The organism is bacterium, assembly GCA_040755755.1.
Lineage (GTDB): Bacteria > SZUA-182 > SZUA-182 > DTGQ01 > DTGQ01 > DTGQ01.
The window spans coordinates 62,974-80,403 of the sequence record JBFLZW010000041.1 but is presented as its reverse complement, the minus strand read 5'-3'; the positions used below and the strand labels follow the sequence as shown (position 1 = coordinate 80,403).

Below are 17,430 nucleotides of genomic sequence, written 5' to 3'. Positions count from 1 at the left end.
CTATTTATGAGTATCGTTGGCAGGATTGTCCATCTAAATAGGTATTTACAAATGTTACCTTACGATTCTCTTTAAATATTTCGTCCCATTGAACCACAATAGCGAAAAGGACCGCTATAGAATTAATCTGCAAACCATAAAATAAAATCAAATCTTGACCTGCTATGATCACAGTATTCAACAGACCGAAAAATATAGATACTGCAAGGAGTAATTCTACCTCGTTATTTGCATTTTTCATATTACTATAGGATTTTTTCATAATGGATAGAATCATAGCAATAAAAATTGCTAACCAGATGACTCCTCCCTTAAACCAGTAAACAAGATATGTTGAATCAACTTTATTTAAAAAAGCATGCTGAAATTTAAAACTTTGACCTCGAGAAATGAATGCTCCCAACCCTTTGCCGAATATCGGCGACTCTTTAATATTTTCCCAAATTAATTGGTATGAGATCCATCTGGAATAAGTACTATCGTTGCTTGTTAATATATCATCTAAGTTCATGTTTAGAACCCTGATTGCAGAAAAAAACCTGTCCTTGAGAACGACAGAATAGCTATTATTTATGAGAAAAGGGATATGTACCAAAAAAGATATGATGAATCCTATAATGAATAACTTTTTAAGGCTTTTTAAAAATGAAAACCTAATTGATTTTCTTTTTATAAACATAATTTGCAGAGGAACTAAAAACATTAAAACTAACCATGTCGCTCTGGATAGGGATAAGAATATATAGGATAGTGATAAAAGAAAACCTAGATATACTATTTTCTTATTAATTATCTTTGACTGGAGGAAAATTGCCGAAAGAAAGAACGGGAACAAAGTAGGTATACTCTTGGAAGCATAAGATAGTCTATAGTCGGCATAGCCATAATCAGGAAGAAAAGCTCTCAAAGGATTACCAGGCCAGAAATACATACTAAGGTAAATAATGCAATAAAGCATAACCCCTAAGAAACATACCCAAAGTAAAGAGAGGCAATCTTTCTGGTCCCTGAGAAAAAAACTTGCTGTAAAGAAGGTCGAATAGAGGATAATAAAACGAGTTTCATTACCAGCACCTTCGTGAAGCCCGCTTTTTTGGAGTAAAGGCATTAAAAATAGAAATATTAAATAACCTAAAAAGGCAATAATAAAAAATGATTCAATATTAAGTTTGTATTTTACATTAAAAAAAATTACTCTTATAAAATAAAATAAATTAAGGCTTAGTATTCCTGCAATGAAGAAATCATGAGGATAAATTCCAATGGAGCCTATAAAAAAAAGGGTGGGAAAAGTCAAATTCCCGGAAACAATACAGTACACAATAAAAAAGGATAAGTAATAAACTGATATCCTCCTGGGGTGTAAAATAAAATACACCATCACAATCAATATTCCTAAAAAGACTACTGTGGTTAATGGATATTTTGCAAGGAAATTACCAACTAATATTCCTCCTATAGCCATCAAAATAAAAACAAGAGAGCTATAATTTTTTTTATAAACTAAGTCTTGTATTTGGATCATAGTTTTCGTGATAGTTTGTGAAGTTAGCCAAATAAGAGTGTACTTTATTAATTTTCGGGCAACAACTATGAAAAAACGCCCTCCGACCCCTCTAATCTCCATTGGTTAAGCGGAGCACAGCCATTCTTTTAAAACCATCGCAATGCGCTCACTTGCTTTACCATCCCATAAGGGAGGTATTGTACCTTTTCCCCCTGCTCCGGCCAGCAATCTTTCCACCTCTTCCTTAAGCCGCTTCATATCCTGCCCTACCAGGATATTGGTGCCTGTTGTGATAGTAACCGGACGCTCGGTATTCTCCCGCACAGTCAGGCAGGGGATGCCCAGAAAAGTTGTCTCTTCCTGGATGCCCCCTGAGTCGGTAATGATTACCTTTGCCCGGCGCTGCAAGGCAAGAAACTCAAGATAGCCGATCGGCTCGATCAGCTTAAACTGTTCATAGTCGAGATCGAGTTGTAAGCCCTGAAGTCTTTGCCGGGTGCGGGGATGGATAGGGAAAATAACCGGCACGGAGTGACTGATCTCACTAAGGGTCAGGATAATTTTCCGCAGCATGACAGGATCATCAACATTCGAGGGACGATGCAGAGTGACCAGAGCATAGGGGCCATTGATAAGTTCATGTAGCCAACTCTTTTCGCTGGCTGCCGTTGGGCTTTGTCCATTTCCTGTCAGCCACTTGAATATCTCATCATCTGCTTTCGGCAGCAAGCGAATCAATGTATCAATCATGACATTACCCACCAGATGGACTTTTTTATCATCAATGCCTTCCCGTCTCAGGTTTTCGTTACCATCTATCGACGAGGTAAAAAGCAGATCAGCCATTTGATCCGTGAGCAAGCGGTTGATTTCCTCCGGCATCGTGCGGTCGAATGAACGCAGGCCTGCCTCCACATGCCCTACGGGAATGCCGATCTTTGTGCAGACTATGGCCGCAGACACAGTAGAATTAACGTCACCATAGACCAGAACGAGATCGGGCTTTTGCTCAAGCACTACCGGCTCAAAGCGGCAGATAATCTGGGATGTCTGCTGGGCATGAGACCCTGAACCAACCTCCAGATTAAAGTCGGCCTTCGGAATCCCTAATTGATGAAAGAAAATGTCTGACATGTTGGTATCATAATGCTGACCGGTATGAACCAATGTCTGCCGAAAACCGTTATATTGATCCAAAGCGGCTATGACCGGAGCCGCTTTCATAAAATTAGGACGGGCACCTACGACATGAAGAATATGTATCATTAGTATACTCTCACTAATTTAATTTATTTGATGATCCTGTTTAATTTTCCGCATACGAACGAAAGGACCCTTTACGGTAACGGTCAATGATCTCGTCTCATCAACCCGTTAGCAATAGATTGGATCCGGCTCGCATTATGCGCCCATGTATGGTTAGCTGATATTTTCCTCTGAAGCTGTAAGCCCATATCTTTGATGTTGTCGTGTTCCCTCAGTGCATACAGTATTTTCCTGGCCAAATCTTTCGGACTCTTTGGATCAAAAAGAATACCCTCCCGGCTATCCTCAATGACATCTTCGATAGGCGATAGTCGCCCTGCAATTACCAGTTTGCCTCGTGCCCCATACTCAAATAGTTTGATAGGGGAGCCATACCAATTATTGCCTGATGGCAGAACACAAATGTCCATACAATCAATATAAGAGGGGATATCAAGGTAATTTACTTTTCCCGTAAAGAGAAAATAATCCTGCAATCCGTAATTATCAATTTCATCCAGGACCGCTTTTTTAGCCTCCTCCTTTCTGAAAGACCCAATCAGCAAGAAAATAACATTTTTTTCTTGCTGAACTACCTCTTTGGAAGCCTCAATAAGATAATTAAGACCATGATATGGCGCCATGCTACCAATGAAACCAATTATTTTTTTCCCATGCAAATGATATTTATCTTTTATCTTTTCAATCTTACCGGGTATTACCGGGTGAAAAAATTCCTGATCCACAGCATTGGGTATCACATGAATCTTGTCTTCACAAGCTCCCCACCTGTCACAGAGATATTTTTTCATCGAACTCGACACTACGATAATAGCGTCTGCCCCAAGTAAAGCGTTTTTATACACATTCTTTGAGTACCACGGAAGACTTTCAGTAGAAAAATACTCTCCTACCTCTTCCCAGGGGGAGTGGACTTCCATTATTATAGGGATTTTTTTTCTCTTAGCTACTTCCAAGCCAGCCGTATGCATAGGAGTAAATCGTTCGAATATCATCTCAGGTTGGTTTTTTTCCACAAAACTCTCGACTTTTTTTCTATATATTACCTTGTCTCTATAAATATCATAAATGTCGCGGGGGATAACAGCTAATTGTTCCGGTAGATACCTTTTTATGATTCTCTGATATAAATTTCTATACGAGGCAACCTTTCCGTTACTATTGTCGTGAGAGTCGTCGAGAAGAACAACATCGTGTCCTATCTTTCGAAAAGACTCCTGCACACGAGCATTGTGGTTTTGGGAGCCAAGCTCATAAAGCGGGTCAGTGATAGTTTCATAGAGAAAAAGTATTTTCATTCCAGCATTCATTCCTCTCTTATAACATCTTCTCTAAAGTTAGATTCCTGTTCGGAAATGTTGCCAATAGGGCATGGTAGATAATTTCTCATCTATATTCATCAGGATCAGTTGTATGTCATACTTTCTTTTCTCAGAAGATCCTTGTAAATACTCTGTAATTTGATGAGTTGTTTACTGAGGTTATACTCGTCAGCTATATGCTGGCGGCCGTTCAAACCGAAAGTATTAACCTTGTCTCTGTGACTTGCAAAGTATAATATGCTTTCTTTAAGTCCGTTAATATCTTTCTCCTTTACTAAAAGTCCTGTACTCTCATGGAGTACTACTTCAGGGATATCGCAGTGATAAGTACTGATTATCGGGAGACTAGCAGCGGATGCCTCAGTGATGGATACGGGTGATCCACCCTCTGTGTCTCCATCTTCGGCTACAACGCTCGGAGAGATGAATAGATGATGCTTTTGTAACTCTTCAATGAACCTTTGATGTGGCTGGAACCCAAGGAAAGTTACAGAATCTGATATATTATAGTGACTTACAACCTGTAAAATTCTTTCCTTTTCCCTTTCTTCCCGATCGCCTCCAGGAGAGTCGCCTATTACGGTAAGCGTCATGTCTTCGCATTCTTGCTTAGCTTGGGCAAATGCTTCAATTGCATAAGGCAGCCCCTTTTTCTCACGAAAGGCGCCCGCTGCCAGCAGCTTCAGTGTTTCCCCTTTCTGAACATACTTTGCTTGTGAAGGAATACCTTGGAGGTCAACCCCAAGATGAAAAATTTTGATCTTCTCTTCGGGGCATCCCAGTTTCATCAAGGTTTTTTTCATATGGTTTCCTTCGACCAAAAATATTTCCCCATGCTGGAACAATTCTAAATACCGTTTACGCCAGATCGGTTTTTGAGCAGGGAGTTGCGTTGCATCATATCCATAAAACATGGTGACCATGGGAATCTGTAAATATTTTTTCAAAGGGAGGGCATAAAATCCTAAGTCGCCGAAATGGCAGTGCAAAAGGTCAAAAGAACCTTGTTTTAACTTATGCTTAAGCCAATAAATAGCAATTTGGGGAAACTTGTACAATAGCTTCCTCATTTTTCCTCTTTTAAAAATCGGCCACTGATCAGTAAATACATGGGTGTCGGGAAATGGATAGTAATCAATATCAGACCGATGGATGGCTCCTACGGTGCTGGTCAATGAATTTTGGTCTGCTATCTGAGAATATATCCACCCCTCAGTAAGGGGTAAATACATGGTTACCAAATGTAATGCTTTCATAAACTATTACCTTTTTAGTTGTTGTGCTTTATTTATTGTGGCCTTGGGAAGTCTCTCTGGTTGAATTGAGGATTGAGTCACAGCCTTTTCAAGTGACTCAACTTCCAAATGCATTAACAAGCAGTTAATTCACAAATCGCCTCATTACCCGGTCTATGGTGATTTTCATATATCTGTTGCAGCCAAATTTCAAAGGTTGCATATCGACACAACATCTCAGCATGATCTTCGCCATGCTGATGTCTTGCCAACTTATCATATACTTGTTCCTTTGAAATGTAGGCAGGATATATCGCTGATGGGCTATTTAGAACCTTATCAAAAAAAGAGCGGGCTGGCTCTTGCCGTAACCAATTTGGATAGTCTGTATAATTAATAAGGTTATTACATTGAATACCAAGCGAACTCAATTTCCGCTGAACCTTATTCCTGGTTTTACGAAGGAGTGTGACCGCTTCCACCATTGAGGCGGACCTACTGATAGGAACACCCGTTCTTTGCCACGGAATCCTTTGATAAAAGTCAGGAAATGTTTTAAGGAGCATAAGCCTGTAGATGTGACTGTTAAACCTCATTGCATCTGGCAAAGAATAGACCAACTCGATAAGTTTATTATCATAAAATGGTTTTCTTTGCTCCACGGAGGTCAGCCAATGTTTCGTTCCACAGAAAGTGAACCTTCTAACCCTATTTTGAAGGAAATAAAAATCAAATTTACCTAATGGTGAATATTGAGGAAAATTCTCAATAAGAGAAGGATCACAATCCATAATACTGGCGATCAGATTTCTATCATTATTGACAGATAAGAACCTTCTATCTTTGAGATAACTTCCACCCAAGATAAGGTCACCAGCAAACCCATTAAGATTTACCTGGAATATATTTCTAATCATACTTCTTGCTTCTATACCGTGCATATGCATAAGGCTCAACTGCCCATCAGTCCACCATATTCCAGCAAGGCGTGGCATTAGCCAATTGGTACTATTTAATTCAATATTATGGTGTACAGCACCCTTGACCTTGGCGGCCAAGGCTGCAATCCGCACATCATCACAGCCTGCTCTGCCAAAGGTAACTGCATGGATTTGATTCCCCTGATCTGGCATAGCAGCCAACAATGCCCTCGAGTCTAACCCACCACTCAACGTTAATCCAACGCGATCCCCTCTATAGCATCGCCTCTCAACCGCATCGACCAGAAGTCGCCCTAATTCCCTCGCGACATCATCTTCATTAATCTTTCCGGTCATAGGTTTAATTTCATCCCACCACCAGTAGCGATGTTTGCTACAGATATCTCCATTCTTAATATCCCAAGCCAGGACAGTCCCTGATGGCAGCAATTCAATTTGCTCAAACCAAGTACGGTTCTCCAGCATATAGCCGATGCCTAAAAATTCTTTCATAGCCCGATGATCAACTTTTGGTTCAAAGCCAGGTATTGCTGTTATGGCTTTTATTTCTGTACTCCAAGCAAGGCACCCCCGATATACAGTCCAATATAAATGCCGCAATCCATAGCGATCAGCTATCAAATATACCTTCTGCTGAAGTGAGTCATAAACAATAGCTGAAAAAATACCATCTATTCCTTTAAGGAAAGAGAAAGTGCTTTCTTGCCTAAAAAGTACATGAAGTAACTCAAGGTCAGTCTTTGCGGTGATCCGGTGCCGCCTGGATATTTCTTCTCGATTATAAAACTCTCCATCCAGCCATATGTAGATACCATCACGGCAATAAGGCTGAGATTCTTTTTGAATAATATTGATATGAGACCGCGTTGCACCGAGATAACCGTCATAAAAGAGTTCATCTCTTTTATAGAAATCCTCATGAGTGATTAAATCCTGCATCTTGTAAAGCACCTTCTTGGGATCGACCTGGCCAATCGGATTCATCATCCGTTTACTATGGAGAATCGCAAATCCTACCAGCCCTGGCATCAGTGTATCTCCTGTTTCCTGTTAGTCACTAAATTCCATACCCCTACTAAGTAATTGCGCTCAAAAACTGACATCAATAATCCGAACACCGTCATGCCGAGCATAACCAACCCAAGCAGCAGGATGGATCTGCTCAAAGCCAACCTAGAAAGTAAAAAATAAGCATTAAACACAATTGCACCCATAGCTGAACTTGCCACTGTTGGTTTGATTAAAGCAGCAAAATATTCAGACTGGCCAAGTCCGATGATAAAATACAAAATCGTTAAGCCAACTATAAAGTAAACCAAGCATAAAGCAACTTCTGCCCAAGCCATAGCATATACGCCATACCGCACTACAAACCAAAATACGCAAGTATTCACTGCGGCACAAAAGGCATTCATACCAAATCCTATATCTGCCCGTCCTTTGGCCAATAGAATAGAACCTATTGGATTCTCTATGGACTTTAGCATCCCGAGTATTACTAAAATTTGAACGAGGTGAATAGCTGACACCCAGCGTTTCCCGAAAAATACGGGTATGGCCAAGGGAGCAGTCACTCCTAGTCCTATCAAGAGAGGAAAGATAATAAAAGCGAGCAGCCTGATTACTTCAAGGTAGCCCCGACGTAAGGCTGCATTGTCTGCCTGCTTCTTGGCAAAGAGAGGAAAGGCGACACGAGTCACAACTGGATTTATGGTTGAAATAGGTCTAACCACCAGCTCATAGGCTATAGTATAAATTCCGAGGATATCAGCTCCTAAAAACCGGCCAATTATCAAATAGTCTACATTGGCGGTGTAGTAATTTACTGCCCGTTCACCCATTTGATAAAGGCCAAAGCTCATATAGCCTTTTAAATCATCTCGTTTAAAATGTAGATGAGGGCGCCACGTCTTACTTCCAAACACTGTCAGCAAGAGAGCCATTGAACCAGCCGAGGCTAATTGACCCCAAATAAGCGAAAAGACACCCTGACCAGCTACAGCCGATACGACCGCAATAGTAGCCCCAATGATGACTGCTGTTACCTCTATCCCAGCCAAGCAATTAAAGTGCAATTCCTTCTGTAGCAAAACCTGGAATTGATTACCAATGGAAGTAATGATAAAACTTAACGCTGCCCAAAAGAGTAAATCCCTCAGTCTGGGCTCATGATAAAAATAAACCAAGAGCGGTGTTGCCACCCACACCAGAGCAAACACTAACACGCCGGTCAATATACTGAGCCAGTAGATTGTGGAAAGCTGATCCTGATTAGCATCTTGCCTGTAGATAATAGCATTACTAAAACCCATATCACTGAAGGCCTGCGCGAAGCCAATGATTACCCTTATCATACCCATCAGACCAAAATCCGATGGGGTCAATAAACGAGCCAAAATAGCCAGCTTGAGGAAATCAGCACCAGTAGCCAGAGCCTTGGACATGCCCATCCATTTGACTCCAGAAACAGCGGACCGTTTAAGAGACATTAAGGCTTACTCGCAAAAGCAGTATAGCTGGCAGTTTCCTGCGGATGGCTATCATATTTGTCTAGGATTGGAGATATGATCTGCCCTATATACCAGATTGGAATTAATAAGTACTTAAGCAGTCCGTGGGTAAAGTGACTTGTATGATAGTTGAATTTAAGTACCCACATCTGCCAAAATCCCGTATTTTCATGCACCTTAATGTTAACGAATCCACTCTTTTCAAGTAAATGAATAAATCCATACCTGGTATACCGATAGTAGTCATAAGGCGCTTCATGAATATGCCACATAAATGGCGCGGTAAAAAATAACCTGCCCCCCGGCCGTAGGATTCGGTAGCATTCGGCTAGAAAAGAGCCTGGTTCCGGCAAATGCTCTATAACCTGAAAGGATACAATCGTGTCGGCACAATTGTCTTCGAAAGGGAATTGCTTGGAAAGATCACAGAATACATCGACATTACTTTGGTCATGAAAGCTACTTTTCCAATCTACACCAATATACTTATCGGCTACTTTTAATATGTATTTCTTATAAGGTGCTGTACCGCATCCAAGGTCAATCACACGACCTTTATAAGGAAGGGACTGCGCAATCCTGTGGTTAATATCATTTATGAGAAAGTTAAAATTATTCATACCAGCCAGTTTTTATCCTTTTACAGGGAACACCGCCATATATGGAGTTTGACTCCAGTTTACCTTTCACTACAGAGCCAGCACCAACAATGGTATTATCAGGAATAATCGTTCCCGGGAGAATAATACAATTTGCTCCAATAAAGACATTGTTTCCAATGGTAACATCCTCGGTGATTCTTACCTCCGTGATTTTCTTTCCATACTGATAATGATTAGAGTAAGCAATTATTTTTGTCCCCGGACCAATAGCGACATCATCACCTATAGTTACCGTTCCAAAGCACACATTTACATAGCAAAAAGCACCTAGGTGCGAATTATTGCCCATGGTAAACTTACCATTGTTATTTAAAATATAGCACGAATGATAGAGACAGCAGCCAGAGCCAGTTATAAAATTGCGTTTATTCTTTATAAAAACGTTAGTATCAATCTCACATGTACTACCGTACACCTTCTTCCTAACAAATGACGCGGCCGCGGAATCATTACCTCTTATTGCTCCCCCAAAAAGCTGGTAAGCAAATTCAAGGCATTTAAACAAAAAGCGCACAATCCGTTTTAACATTATTCGATCAGGCACGGAAAATTTATACACTGCTTCACAGCCAAATTCGCATTCGGACACCCTTCTACCACCCGCTGTGCAGGATGGATATTGGTAACAAACCAGACCCCAATGTTAACACCGAGTTCCTTAACAGCCCATAATGGATCTTGCTTCTTTTCTGGTTCAACTAATACCGGGTAGCGCAGATAAACCGGAACCGAACCATCGATTACCACTGGCTGCTTGTATCCTCTCGCCATACACCATTGATCCCACCTCTTTGCGGTCTGTCGTCTCCGCTCGTTATAGTGGTCAATTTTTTTAAGTTGGTTAATCCCAATGGCAGCGATAGGCGCTATCATTTTCCGTCCGTAGTGACCGGGACAAATCCCTTGCTCTTCCTCACAGGTGGTAGAGACAAGGGATTTGTCACCATATCTTATGTTGATCAGATCTCCACGCCACCAGCGATGAGGATGCTTGAATCGATAATAGTTCAAGATTACATTATGCAGTTGCTTGTCTAGCCAATCCTCATCCGGCAAGGGGGCCTGATCATAATATTCCCTGAGTCCTTCTGCAATTTTCTCATCATTAGTAACGGCTATTCCCCCTTGAATAGTAGTAAAAACCTTTGATTGTTCACTACTGTAAAAGGCTGCATCGCCCCAATTACCAACTTTCCGCCCTCGATATTCTGCTCCTGTTGAATGTGCACAATCTTCAATTACTCTTAACCCATGGTGTTTCGCCAACTCGATAATAGCTTCATAGTCTCGGCAAACCAGGCCATACAGGTGATGCAGTAAGATAGCACGGGTTTTGGCAGTAATTTTGCTTTTAATTTGGGCAACATCCAATCCATAGGTATCGAGCTCAATGTCGCAATAAACTACCTTGATTCCAGCATAATGAAATGCATTGGGAACAACAACACAGGTATAGCCAGGCAGAATTACCTCATCTCCGGGTTGCAGCCCAAGCGCATGGATACATGCGCTGAGAGCCACTCGCCCACCCATAAAGGCAAAAGCATGCTTTGAACCGTTCCAATGAGCAAACCGAGTCTCGTATTGAGTAACAAGTCCTGGGTCCATCCACTGTGAACGGTTCTGCAACCAATTCCGCGCAAGATCAACATCATCCTGGTCCAGGGTCATTGAACCGAGCGAAGGCAGTATCACCGGCCTGCCTAACACCAGATTCTTAAGGTTTCTCATCTGGTTCCGGCCAGCAAAAGCAATACTGTTAGTCCAATGACTCAACTCAAAGAGCTCCTGACCGCCTCGATCACATCCTCGACATCCTCATCCGTCAGCTTGGCTGAGAGCGGCAGGCTGACTGTCTGGCGGCCAATGCGCAGGGCATTCGGGTAATCTTCCGGTTTCCAGCCAAAGGTCTCTCGATAGTAGGGATGTTCGGGAATGCTCAGGTAGTGCACGCCGACACCGATATTATGGGCGGTCATGGCGTTCAGAAAACTATCGCGGCTGATACCGGCGCGGGCTTTATCGACCATGATCGTATAGAGGTGATAGGCATGCCGGATTTCCGGTCCGTGGTTTCCCGGCAAACCGATCGGCAAGCCGCGAAATGCCGTGTTATACCGCTGCCAGATTTTTCTTCGTTTCTGCCAGTACTGCTCAATGCGCTGCAGTTGATGAATCCCGATTGCAGCCTGGATATCCATCATATTGTATTTGAATCCAAGCTCTACGACCTGGTAATGTTTATATCCTTCGTCACTGAACCGCTTCCAGGCATCTTTGGTCATGCCGTGCAGGGCCAAAACCTTAATCCGGGCAGCGTCCTCTTCACGGTTTGTCAGGACCATGCCGCCTTCACCGGTCACGATATTTTTGGTGACATAAAAGCTGAAACAGCCAAAGTCTCCGAATGAGCCGCTCTTGCGGCCCTTGTACTCTGCCTCGATGGCGTGAGCACAATCTTCGATCAGCTTCAGACCGTGCCGCTTCGCAATGGCGCAGAGGGCATCCATATCACATGGCCAACCGGCGAAATGCACCGGGAGAATGGCCCGGGTTCTGGGAGTGATTCTGGCCTCGACCTGCTCCGGGTCCATGTTCATGGTTACGGGATCGATATCTACCAGTACCGGGGTAGCACCGGCGTGAACGATGGCATTGACCGTAGCGCAGAACGTCATGGCCGTGGTAATGACTTCATCACCCGGCTTGAGTCCGGCAGCCAGAATGCTCAAATGCAGGGCTGCGGTGCAGGAGTTGACAGCTACCGCATGTTTTATACCTTTATAAATCCTGAAATCATTTTCAAACCGGGCCACTTTTGGGCCGGTACCCAGCCAGCCGCTCTGCATACTGGCAACAACTTCCTGAATCTCGGCATCTTCTATAGCAGGAGAACCAAACACGAGGAAACGCTCTTTGGAACGGATGGGTGATGCTACGACCATGAATAAGTACCTCCTCTTCTTCTTTCTTGATTACTCAAAACACAAGCTTCATGACATGGATTGTGCGAGAGGGCGCTGAGAACGCACAAGCCGCACCGCCCCCTTACCTTACCAATCGCTCCAGATCGGGTAATTTGCCAATAACTTTCTGTAACCATACTGGTGGTTTGAAACAGTCCAGGAGGCTTTCGTAGACTCGTTTTTGCTTTTCTGCCAGGAAAAAGAACAACCTTTCCATGCCGGAAGTACCAGTGCCAGCATCATCGCCAGTTCCAGTGCCAGCGCCGGTGGCTTGCCCGGCATACAGTTTCTTCAACCGGGCTTTCCTCACCATGCCTGGCCAGTCTATTGAATCAAAGGCAACCTTGCCGGGAATTTCATTCCAGGCCATTTGTTTTTTTCCACCCTCCTGCCTTTTCCCAGCCTCTTGCCCTTTTTGAGACTCAAGGAAAGACCGGCCCCTCATCGACATGGCAAAGACCAGGGTTTTACCGGCATCGATGGATTGCCCGGAAATACCCCAGGGGTCAGCGAGAACAAGGTCTGCGCCACTGGCAAAGGGGTCGGCGCACAGGGCGCAGGCAGGCAGCCGCCACAGTTTCTTGCCGAAGATCAGGCCTGCTATTTGCTCCCAGGGCTCAGAGTAAGAGCCAGGGGAAGAGCCAATGGAAACCTGGCCCGGCCAGCCGTTTCCCCGAAAAGTTATCGGGGGGCAGGAGGGGAATTCATACCCGGCCAGCGAGGCGAAAAATCTGGCAAAGCCGAAGGTCTTTTGCTGCTTGCAGAAGATAGCTATAGTGAAAAGATCACCCTTTACTTTGCTGCTGCTCAGGCTCCTGTTGCTGCTCAGGCTCCTGCTGCCGCCCAGGGACCTGGTGAAAGCTGCCAATTGGCAGGGGAGCCCTGCCACCAGGAGGCGGTTTCCTGCAGGGAGAGGATAGAGGTTCTTCCCGAACATCAGCGGAAGATACAGGGAGTTGGCTATTGCCGACAGGTCCTCGATGCTCCGCATCCAGCGGCCTTGTGCCCAGGGGAAGGCGTCGGTCTTGAGCAGGGTGTAAGCGTAATCGGCCAGCCCGCAATCGAGCGCCGCCTGAATCAATCCCCGGCATGCACCCCCTGACGAGGAACAATATCTCAACCGTTCATCGGTTATCCAGGCCAGATATGTCGCCGGTATTTCAGGCGGGTTTTGCTGCACCGACCAGGTGCTGGTGACAGAAGCCGGACAGGTTTTAACACACCTTCCACACAGGCTGCACTTTTCGCGCTGCCAGTCAATCCGGTAGATGAGCAGCTTATCGTCGATGCAGGCGGTAAGGGCACCGTGCGGGCATACGGAAAGGCAGACACCGCATTGACAACAGCGGTTCGGCTCGAAGGAAATACCGTTGGGAGCCTTGCTCAGCAATCAGGGACTCTCCAGGTCCAGGCACTTAAGGGAACTCCCAATTATTCCTCTATCCAAGGTGGATTCTATCATTCACCCCCACCTGACCTCCCCCCTCAAGGGGGAGGAACTTTAATGCCAGCAAATTCAATACATTGCCTAAAACCCTGCCCCTGTGCGCCCCTTCCACCGGGGCAGCATATCTTCCTCCACCTGGACGAGGGCGGGGTAGCGGGCATCCTTTTCCGACAGGACAGGTTCCTGCACCGGCCAGTTGATGGCCAGGGCAGGGTCGTTCCATCGGATGCCGTACTCGTCTCCGGGGGTATAGAGGTCCGTGCACTTATAGATAACGTCAGCCTGGTCGCTGAGGACGCAAAAGCCGTGGGCAAATCCTTCCGGGATGAATATCTGGCGGTGGTTCTCGGCGCTCAGGTGGACGCCGAGCCATTGGCCGAAGGTCGGAGAGCCCCGGCGGATATCGATCGCCACGTCAAAGATCGTGCCCCGCACCACCCAGACCAGCTTCCCCTGCGGGTGCTGAAGCTGGTAGTGCAGGCCCCGCAGCGTATTCCGCACGGAATGGGAATGGTTATCCTGGACAAAAGCCTGATTGATTCCCGCTTCCTGGAACCTTCGCTGGTGATAAGTTTCCAGAAAGAACCCCCGGTAATCCTCGAAAACACGCGGCTCGATCAGCAGTATTCCTTCGAGTGAGGTATGATAAATATTCATGCTCTTTCCTATCCTACTAAACTTACCTGGTTAACCGTGACCATCGTCTTCGCCCAGAATCTCTCGAAGGCTCTCTTGAAGATTCCGCCTGTCTCGTTTATCGAGCCTTCCGAGCTTTCTCAAGACAAGCAGCTTCTCGATCGTGGTAAAGATCGGCTTAATTACTGATGGTTTAAGGAGACCGGCTTGCTCCCATTGAGCGATCGTAACTTCGCCAAAAGATGCCGATGGTTTTATCTGGCTCGTCGCCGCCATGAGGACAATATCTTGACGCTCCCGGTGATAAGCGCTGGAGCTGACGACTATGGCCGGGCGTTTTTTGCTGACTGACTGATCGGTGAAAGGAAACGGGACAAGGACAACATCACCAAATTCATAGCTGATCATAGTCTGCATCGTCAGGATTATCCCATACCTTTTGAAATGCTGGTTCAGAGAGCCTGGCAGCCGATTGGGTCAGACGATGATCCAGGTCGCGCTGACACAGGAAGTCAATAAAGTCTTCCACCTCGGCAATCCTCTCAGGCGAAAGACTGCGGATCTTCTCAACAAGGCTTTGCTCGTGCTGAGAAGTGATTTTTATATCCTGTTTCATAGCTTGCCTCCTGGAAAGTTCTCCACTGCTTGTATCATTATAGTGTATTGGATACTTCTATACAAGATGGGGAACATCTAACGTACGGAAAACGTTCATGGCGCTATGTCCTGTTCCCGGTCAGTTGCTTGCAGCATATGCAGCAGGTATTGACCATAGCTGTTCTTGGCCAGACATCCGGCCAGGCTCTCCACCTGGCTGGCATCGATATAGCCGAGGCGGTAGGCGATTTCCTCGATACAGGCAATTTTCAGCCCCTGGCGGTGCTCGACGACTTCGATAAAGTTCGATGCCTGAAGCAGGGACTCATGGGTCCCGGTATCCAGCCAGGCAATGCCCCGGCCCAGTTTTTCCACTTTGAGAGCCCCCAATGCAAGATACGTCCGATTGACATCGGTGATTTCCAGCTCTCCCCTGGCCGAAGGCTTCAGGCCAAGGGCTATGTCCAGGACCCGGCTGTCATAGAAATACAGGCCGGTCACGGCATAGTGAGATTTCGGCCGGGCCGGCTTTTCCTCGATGCTTATTGCCTGCCCGCTCTCATCGAAGGACACCACCCCGTAGCGTTCCGGGTCCCGCACCCAATAGCCGAAAATGGTCGCTCCTTCGCTCTGGGCTGCTGCCCGTCGGAGGATTTTCACCAGATCATGGCCATAGAAGATATTATCCCCCAGGATCAGGGAAACCGAGTCGCTGCCGACAAATTCCCGGCCGATGATAAAAGCCTGCGCCAGGCCCTCCGGACGGGGCTGCTCGGCATACGAGAAGGAAAGACCCCATTGGGTCCCGTCCCCCAGAAGCTCCCGGAACCGGGGCAAATCCGACGGCGTGGAAATGACCAGAATCTCCCGGATCCCGGCCAGCATGAGTACCGACAAGGGATAGTAAATCATCGGCTTGTCATACACCGGCATAAGCTGCTTGCTCACAACCTGGGTGATGGGATACAGCCGTGTTCCCGACCCCCCGGCAAGAATGATACCTTTCATAATCCTTCCTTATCCTTCCTTCCTGACGAAAATCCTTCCCCAAACCCTGCTAACTGCCATCCCCCTCACCCCAACCCTCTCCCCCAAGGGGCGAGGGAGTGTATTTTCCACGAGATGAGGGTGCCCTCCACGGGGAGGGATTATACCTACCCCACCGTGTCTTCTTTTTTACACCATTCCTCCCGGTTCTGGTAATTCAGGCTGATCCAGGTGCGGTATTCTCCGCTGCGGACAGCCTCGACCCAATCGAGGTGGTTCAGGTACCAGTCAACCGTGGCCGCAAGGGCCTGCTCGAAATCATGCTGCGGCGACCAGCCCAGCTCCCGCCGAATCTTCGAGGAATCGATGGCGTAGCGCCGGTCGTGGCCGGGGCGGTCGGGAACGAAGCGGATGAGCTGATGGCTCGAATCCGCTGCCGGTCTCATCAGGCGGCGGTCGAGAAGGTCGCACAGTTGATGGACGATATCGATGTTCCCCCGCTCGGCCCCTCCGCCGACATTATAGGTCTCACCCGGCACCCCTGCCTCAAGAACCCTGAGCAGGGCCTCGCAGTGATCGAGCACGTAGAGCCAGTCGCGGACGTTTTTCCCGTCCCCGTAGACCGGGAGGGGCTTTTTTTCGATGATGTTGATGATCATCAGCGGAATGAGCTTTTCGGGAAACTGATAGGGTCCGTAGTTATTGGAGCAGTTCGTGACCAGGGTCGGCAGACCGAAGGTGCGGTAATATGCCCTCACGAAATGGTCCGAAGAAGCCTTCGAGGCCGAGTACGGACTCGAAGGATCGTAGGGGGTGTCCTCATGGAAGCGGCCCGTGGGGCCGAGGCTTCCATATACCTCATCGGTCGAGACATGCAGAAACCGGAAAGCTTCGGGCCTGCCCCTGCCTTCCCAACAGGCCCGTGCCGCTTCCAGCAGCCGGAAGGTTCCCAGGACATTGGTATCGACAAAGGCATCGGGGCCGAGGATGGAGCGGTCAACATGGGACTCGGCGGCAAAGTGAACGACTGCGCTTATCGCTTCCTGTTCGAAAATCTGCTTCAGACACTTCGTGTCCCTGATATCGCCCTGAACAAAGCGGTGCCGCTGCGCATCTTGGGGGGGGAGGTCGCTGAAATTGGCCAGATTCCCGGCATAGGTCAGGGCATCGAGGTTGACGATCCGCCAGCCGGGCCGGCTGGCAAGCGCGGAGCGAATGAAATTCGATCCGATGAATCCCGCCCCGCCGGTGACCAGAATAACCTGATGAGATTGCGGAGACCGGGGTATTGGCGAAAATTGCACAAAAGATGATCTTCCCATTGGCGTTACTCTATCTTTACTCTATCTTGACT

At 46.4% G+C, this 17,430-nt stretch carries 16 protein-coding genes; all 16 read right to left on the bottom strand.

The annotated features are described in order from the left end of the window. Positions 1–4: 4 nt before the first annotated feature. Entirely contained in the window at positions 5–1,627 is a 1,623-nt protein-coding gene (locus tag AB1611_13345) for an O-antigen ligase family protein (GenBank protein ID MEW6380573.1), read from the bottom strand. A 3-nt stretch (positions 1,628–1,630) separates the two neighbouring features. After that, positions 1,631–2,773, bottom strand: a complete 1,143-nt coding sequence (gene wecB, locus AB1611_13340; protein MEW6380572.1) for a UDP-N-acetylglucosamine 2-epimerase (non-hydrolyzing) — start codon at positions 2,771–2,773, stop codon at positions 1,631–1,633. An 83-nt stretch (positions 2,774–2,856) separates the two neighbouring features. Beyond that, positions 2,857–4,071, bottom strand: a complete 1,215-nt coding sequence (locus tag AB1611_13335) for a glycosyltransferase family 4 protein (GenBank protein MEW6380571.1) — start codon at positions 4,069–4,071, stop codon at positions 2,857–2,859. 107 nt (positions 4,072–4,178) lie between these two features. Next, on the bottom strand, positions 4,179–5,351 hold the full coding sequence (locus tag AB1611_13330; GenBank protein MEW6380570.1) for a glycosyltransferase: 1,173 nt from the start codon (positions 5,349–5,351) through the stop codon (positions 4,179–4,181). 113 nt (positions 5,352–5,464) lie between these two features. After that, positions 5,465–7,300: an asparagine synthase-related protein gene (locus tag AB1611_13325; protein MEW6380569.1), complete on the bottom strand. Its 1,836-nt coding sequence runs from the start codon at positions 7,298–7,300 to the stop codon at positions 5,465–5,467. Further along, entirely contained in the window at positions 7,300–8,760 is a 1,461-nt protein-coding gene (locus AB1611_13320; protein MEW6380568.1) for an MOP flippase family protein, read from the bottom strand. The genes AB1611_13325 and AB1611_13320 overlap by 1 nt, the downstream gene beginning before the upstream one ends. Further along, positions 8,760–9,401 (bottom strand): class I SAM-dependent methyltransferase, encoded by a 642-nt coding sequence (locus AB1611_13315; protein ID MEW6380567.1) that lies wholly within the window; start codon positions 9,399–9,401, stop codon positions 8,760–8,762. Before AB1611_13315 ends, AB1611_13320 begins: the two co-directional genes overlap by 1 nt. After that, positions 9,394–9,732 carry an acyltransferase gene (locus AB1611_13310; protein MEW6380566.1) on the bottom strand — a complete coding sequence of 113 codons (339 nt, stop codon included), beginning with the start codon at positions 9,730–9,732 and terminating at the stop codon, positions 9,394–9,396. The genes AB1611_13315 and AB1611_13310 overlap by 8 nt, the downstream gene beginning before the upstream one ends. Positions 9,733–9,971: 239 nt before the next feature. Next, positions 9,972–11,174, bottom strand: coding sequence for an aminotransferase class I/II-fold pyridoxal phosphate-dependent enzyme (locus tag AB1611_13305; GenBank protein MEW6380565.1), 1,203 nt, complete (start codon positions 11,172–11,174; stop codon positions 9,972–9,974). A gap of 41 nt (positions 11,175–11,215) precedes the next feature. Further along, entirely contained in the window at positions 11,216–12,388 is a 1,173-nt protein-coding gene (locus AB1611_13300; protein MEW6380564.1) for a DegT/DnrJ/EryC1/StrS family aminotransferase, read from the bottom strand. A 103-nt stretch (positions 12,389–12,491) separates the two neighbouring features. Further along, positions 12,492–13,799: a Coenzyme F420 hydrogenase/dehydrogenase, beta subunit C-terminal domain gene (locus tag AB1611_13295; protein MEW6380563.1), complete on the bottom strand. Its 1,308-nt coding sequence runs from the start codon at positions 13,797–13,799 to the stop codon at positions 12,492–12,494. 138 nt (positions 13,800–13,937) lie between these two features. After that, complete coding sequence (gene rfbC / locus AB1611_13290; GenBank protein MEW6380562.1) at positions 13,938–14,513, bottom strand: dTDP-4-dehydrorhamnose 3,5-epimerase; 576 nt, start codon at positions 14,511–14,513, stop codon at positions 13,938–13,940. 30 nt (positions 14,514–14,543) lie between these two features. Next, positions 14,544–14,909: a type II toxin-antitoxin system PemK/MazF family toxin gene (locus AB1611_13285; GenBank protein MEW6380561.1), complete on the bottom strand. Its 366-nt coding sequence runs from the start codon at positions 14,907–14,909 to the stop codon at positions 14,544–14,546. Continuing rightward, positions 14,887–15,108 (bottom strand): toxin-antitoxin system, antitoxin component, Xre family protein, encoded by a 222-nt coding sequence (locus tag AB1611_13280; GenBank protein MEW6380560.1) that lies wholly within the window; start codon positions 15,106–15,108, stop codon positions 14,887–14,889. The genes AB1611_13285 and AB1611_13280 overlap by 23 nt, the downstream gene beginning before the upstream one ends. A gap of 95 nt (positions 15,109–15,203) precedes the next feature. Continuing rightward, the gene (rfbA, locus tag AB1611_13275) at positions 15,204–16,097 is read right to left on the bottom strand and encodes a glucose-1-phosphate thymidylyltransferase RfbA (protein ID MEW6380559.1); all 894 of its coding nucleotides are present in this window, start codon (positions 16,095–16,097) and stop codon (positions 15,204–15,206) included. A gap of 146 nt (positions 16,098–16,243) precedes the next feature. Continuing rightward, on the bottom strand, positions 16,244–17,398 hold the full coding sequence (gene rfbB / locus AB1611_13270; GenBank protein MEW6380558.1) for a dTDP-glucose 4,6-dehydratase: 1,155 nt from the start codon (positions 17,396–17,398) through the stop codon (positions 16,244–16,246). Between the last annotated feature and the right edge of the window lie 32 nt (positions 17,399–17,430).

Coding starts and splice junctions, on each gene's coding strand:
- AB1611_13345 (MEW6380573.1), bottom strand. CDS start 1,627: ATGGAGATTAGAGGGGTCGGAGGGCGTTTTTTCATAGTTGTTGCCCGA.
- wecB (MEW6380572.1), bottom strand. CDS start 2,773: ATGATACATATTCTTCATGTCGTAGGTGCCCGTCCTAATTTTATGAAA.
- AB1611_13335 (MEW6380571.1), bottom strand. CDS start 4,071: ATGAAAATACTTTTTCTCTATGAAACTATCACTGACCCGCTTTATGAG.
- AB1611_13330 (MEW6380570.1), bottom strand. CDS start 5,351: ATGAAAGCATTACATTTGGTAACCATGTATTTACCCCTTACTGAGGGG.
- AB1611_13325 (MEW6380569.1), bottom strand. CDS start 7,300: ATGCCAGGGCTGGTAGGATTTGCGATTCTCCATAGTAAACGGATGATG.
- AB1611_13320 (MEW6380568.1), bottom strand. CDS start 8,760: ATGTCTCTTAAACGGTCCGCTGTTTCTGGAGTCAAATGGATGGGCATG.
- AB1611_13315 (MEW6380567.1), bottom strand. CDS start 9,401: ATGAATAATTTTAACTTTCTCATAAATGATATTAACCACAGGATTGCG.
- AB1611_13310 (MEW6380566.1), bottom strand. CDS start 9,732: ATGGGCAATAATTCGCACCTAGGTGCTTTTTGCTATGTAAATGTGTGC.
- AB1611_13305 (MEW6380565.1), bottom strand. CDS start 11,174: ATGAGAAACCTTAAGAATCTGGTGTTAGGCAGGCCGGTGATACTGCCT.
- AB1611_13300 (MEW6380564.1), bottom strand. CDS start 12,388: ATGGTCGTAGCATCACCCATCCGTTCCAAAGAGCGTTTCCTCGTGTTT.
- rfbC (MEW6380562.1), bottom strand. CDS start 14,513: ATGAATATTTATCATACCTCACTCGAAGGAATACTGCTGATCGAGCCG.
- AB1611_13285 (MEW6380561.1), bottom strand. CDS start 14,909: ATGCAGACTATGATCAGCTATGAATTTGGTGATGTTGTCCTTGTCCCG.
- AB1611_13280 (MEW6380560.1), bottom strand. CDS start 15,108: ATGAAACAGGATATAAAAATCACTTCTCAGCACGAGCAAAGCCTTGTT.
- rfbA (MEW6380559.1), bottom strand. CDS start 16,097: ATGAAAGGTATCATTCTTGCCGGGGGGTCGGGAACACGGCTGTATCCC.
- rfbB (MEW6380558.1), bottom strand. CDS start 17,398: ATGGGAAGATCATCTTTTGTGCAATTTTCGCCAATACCCCGGTCTCCG.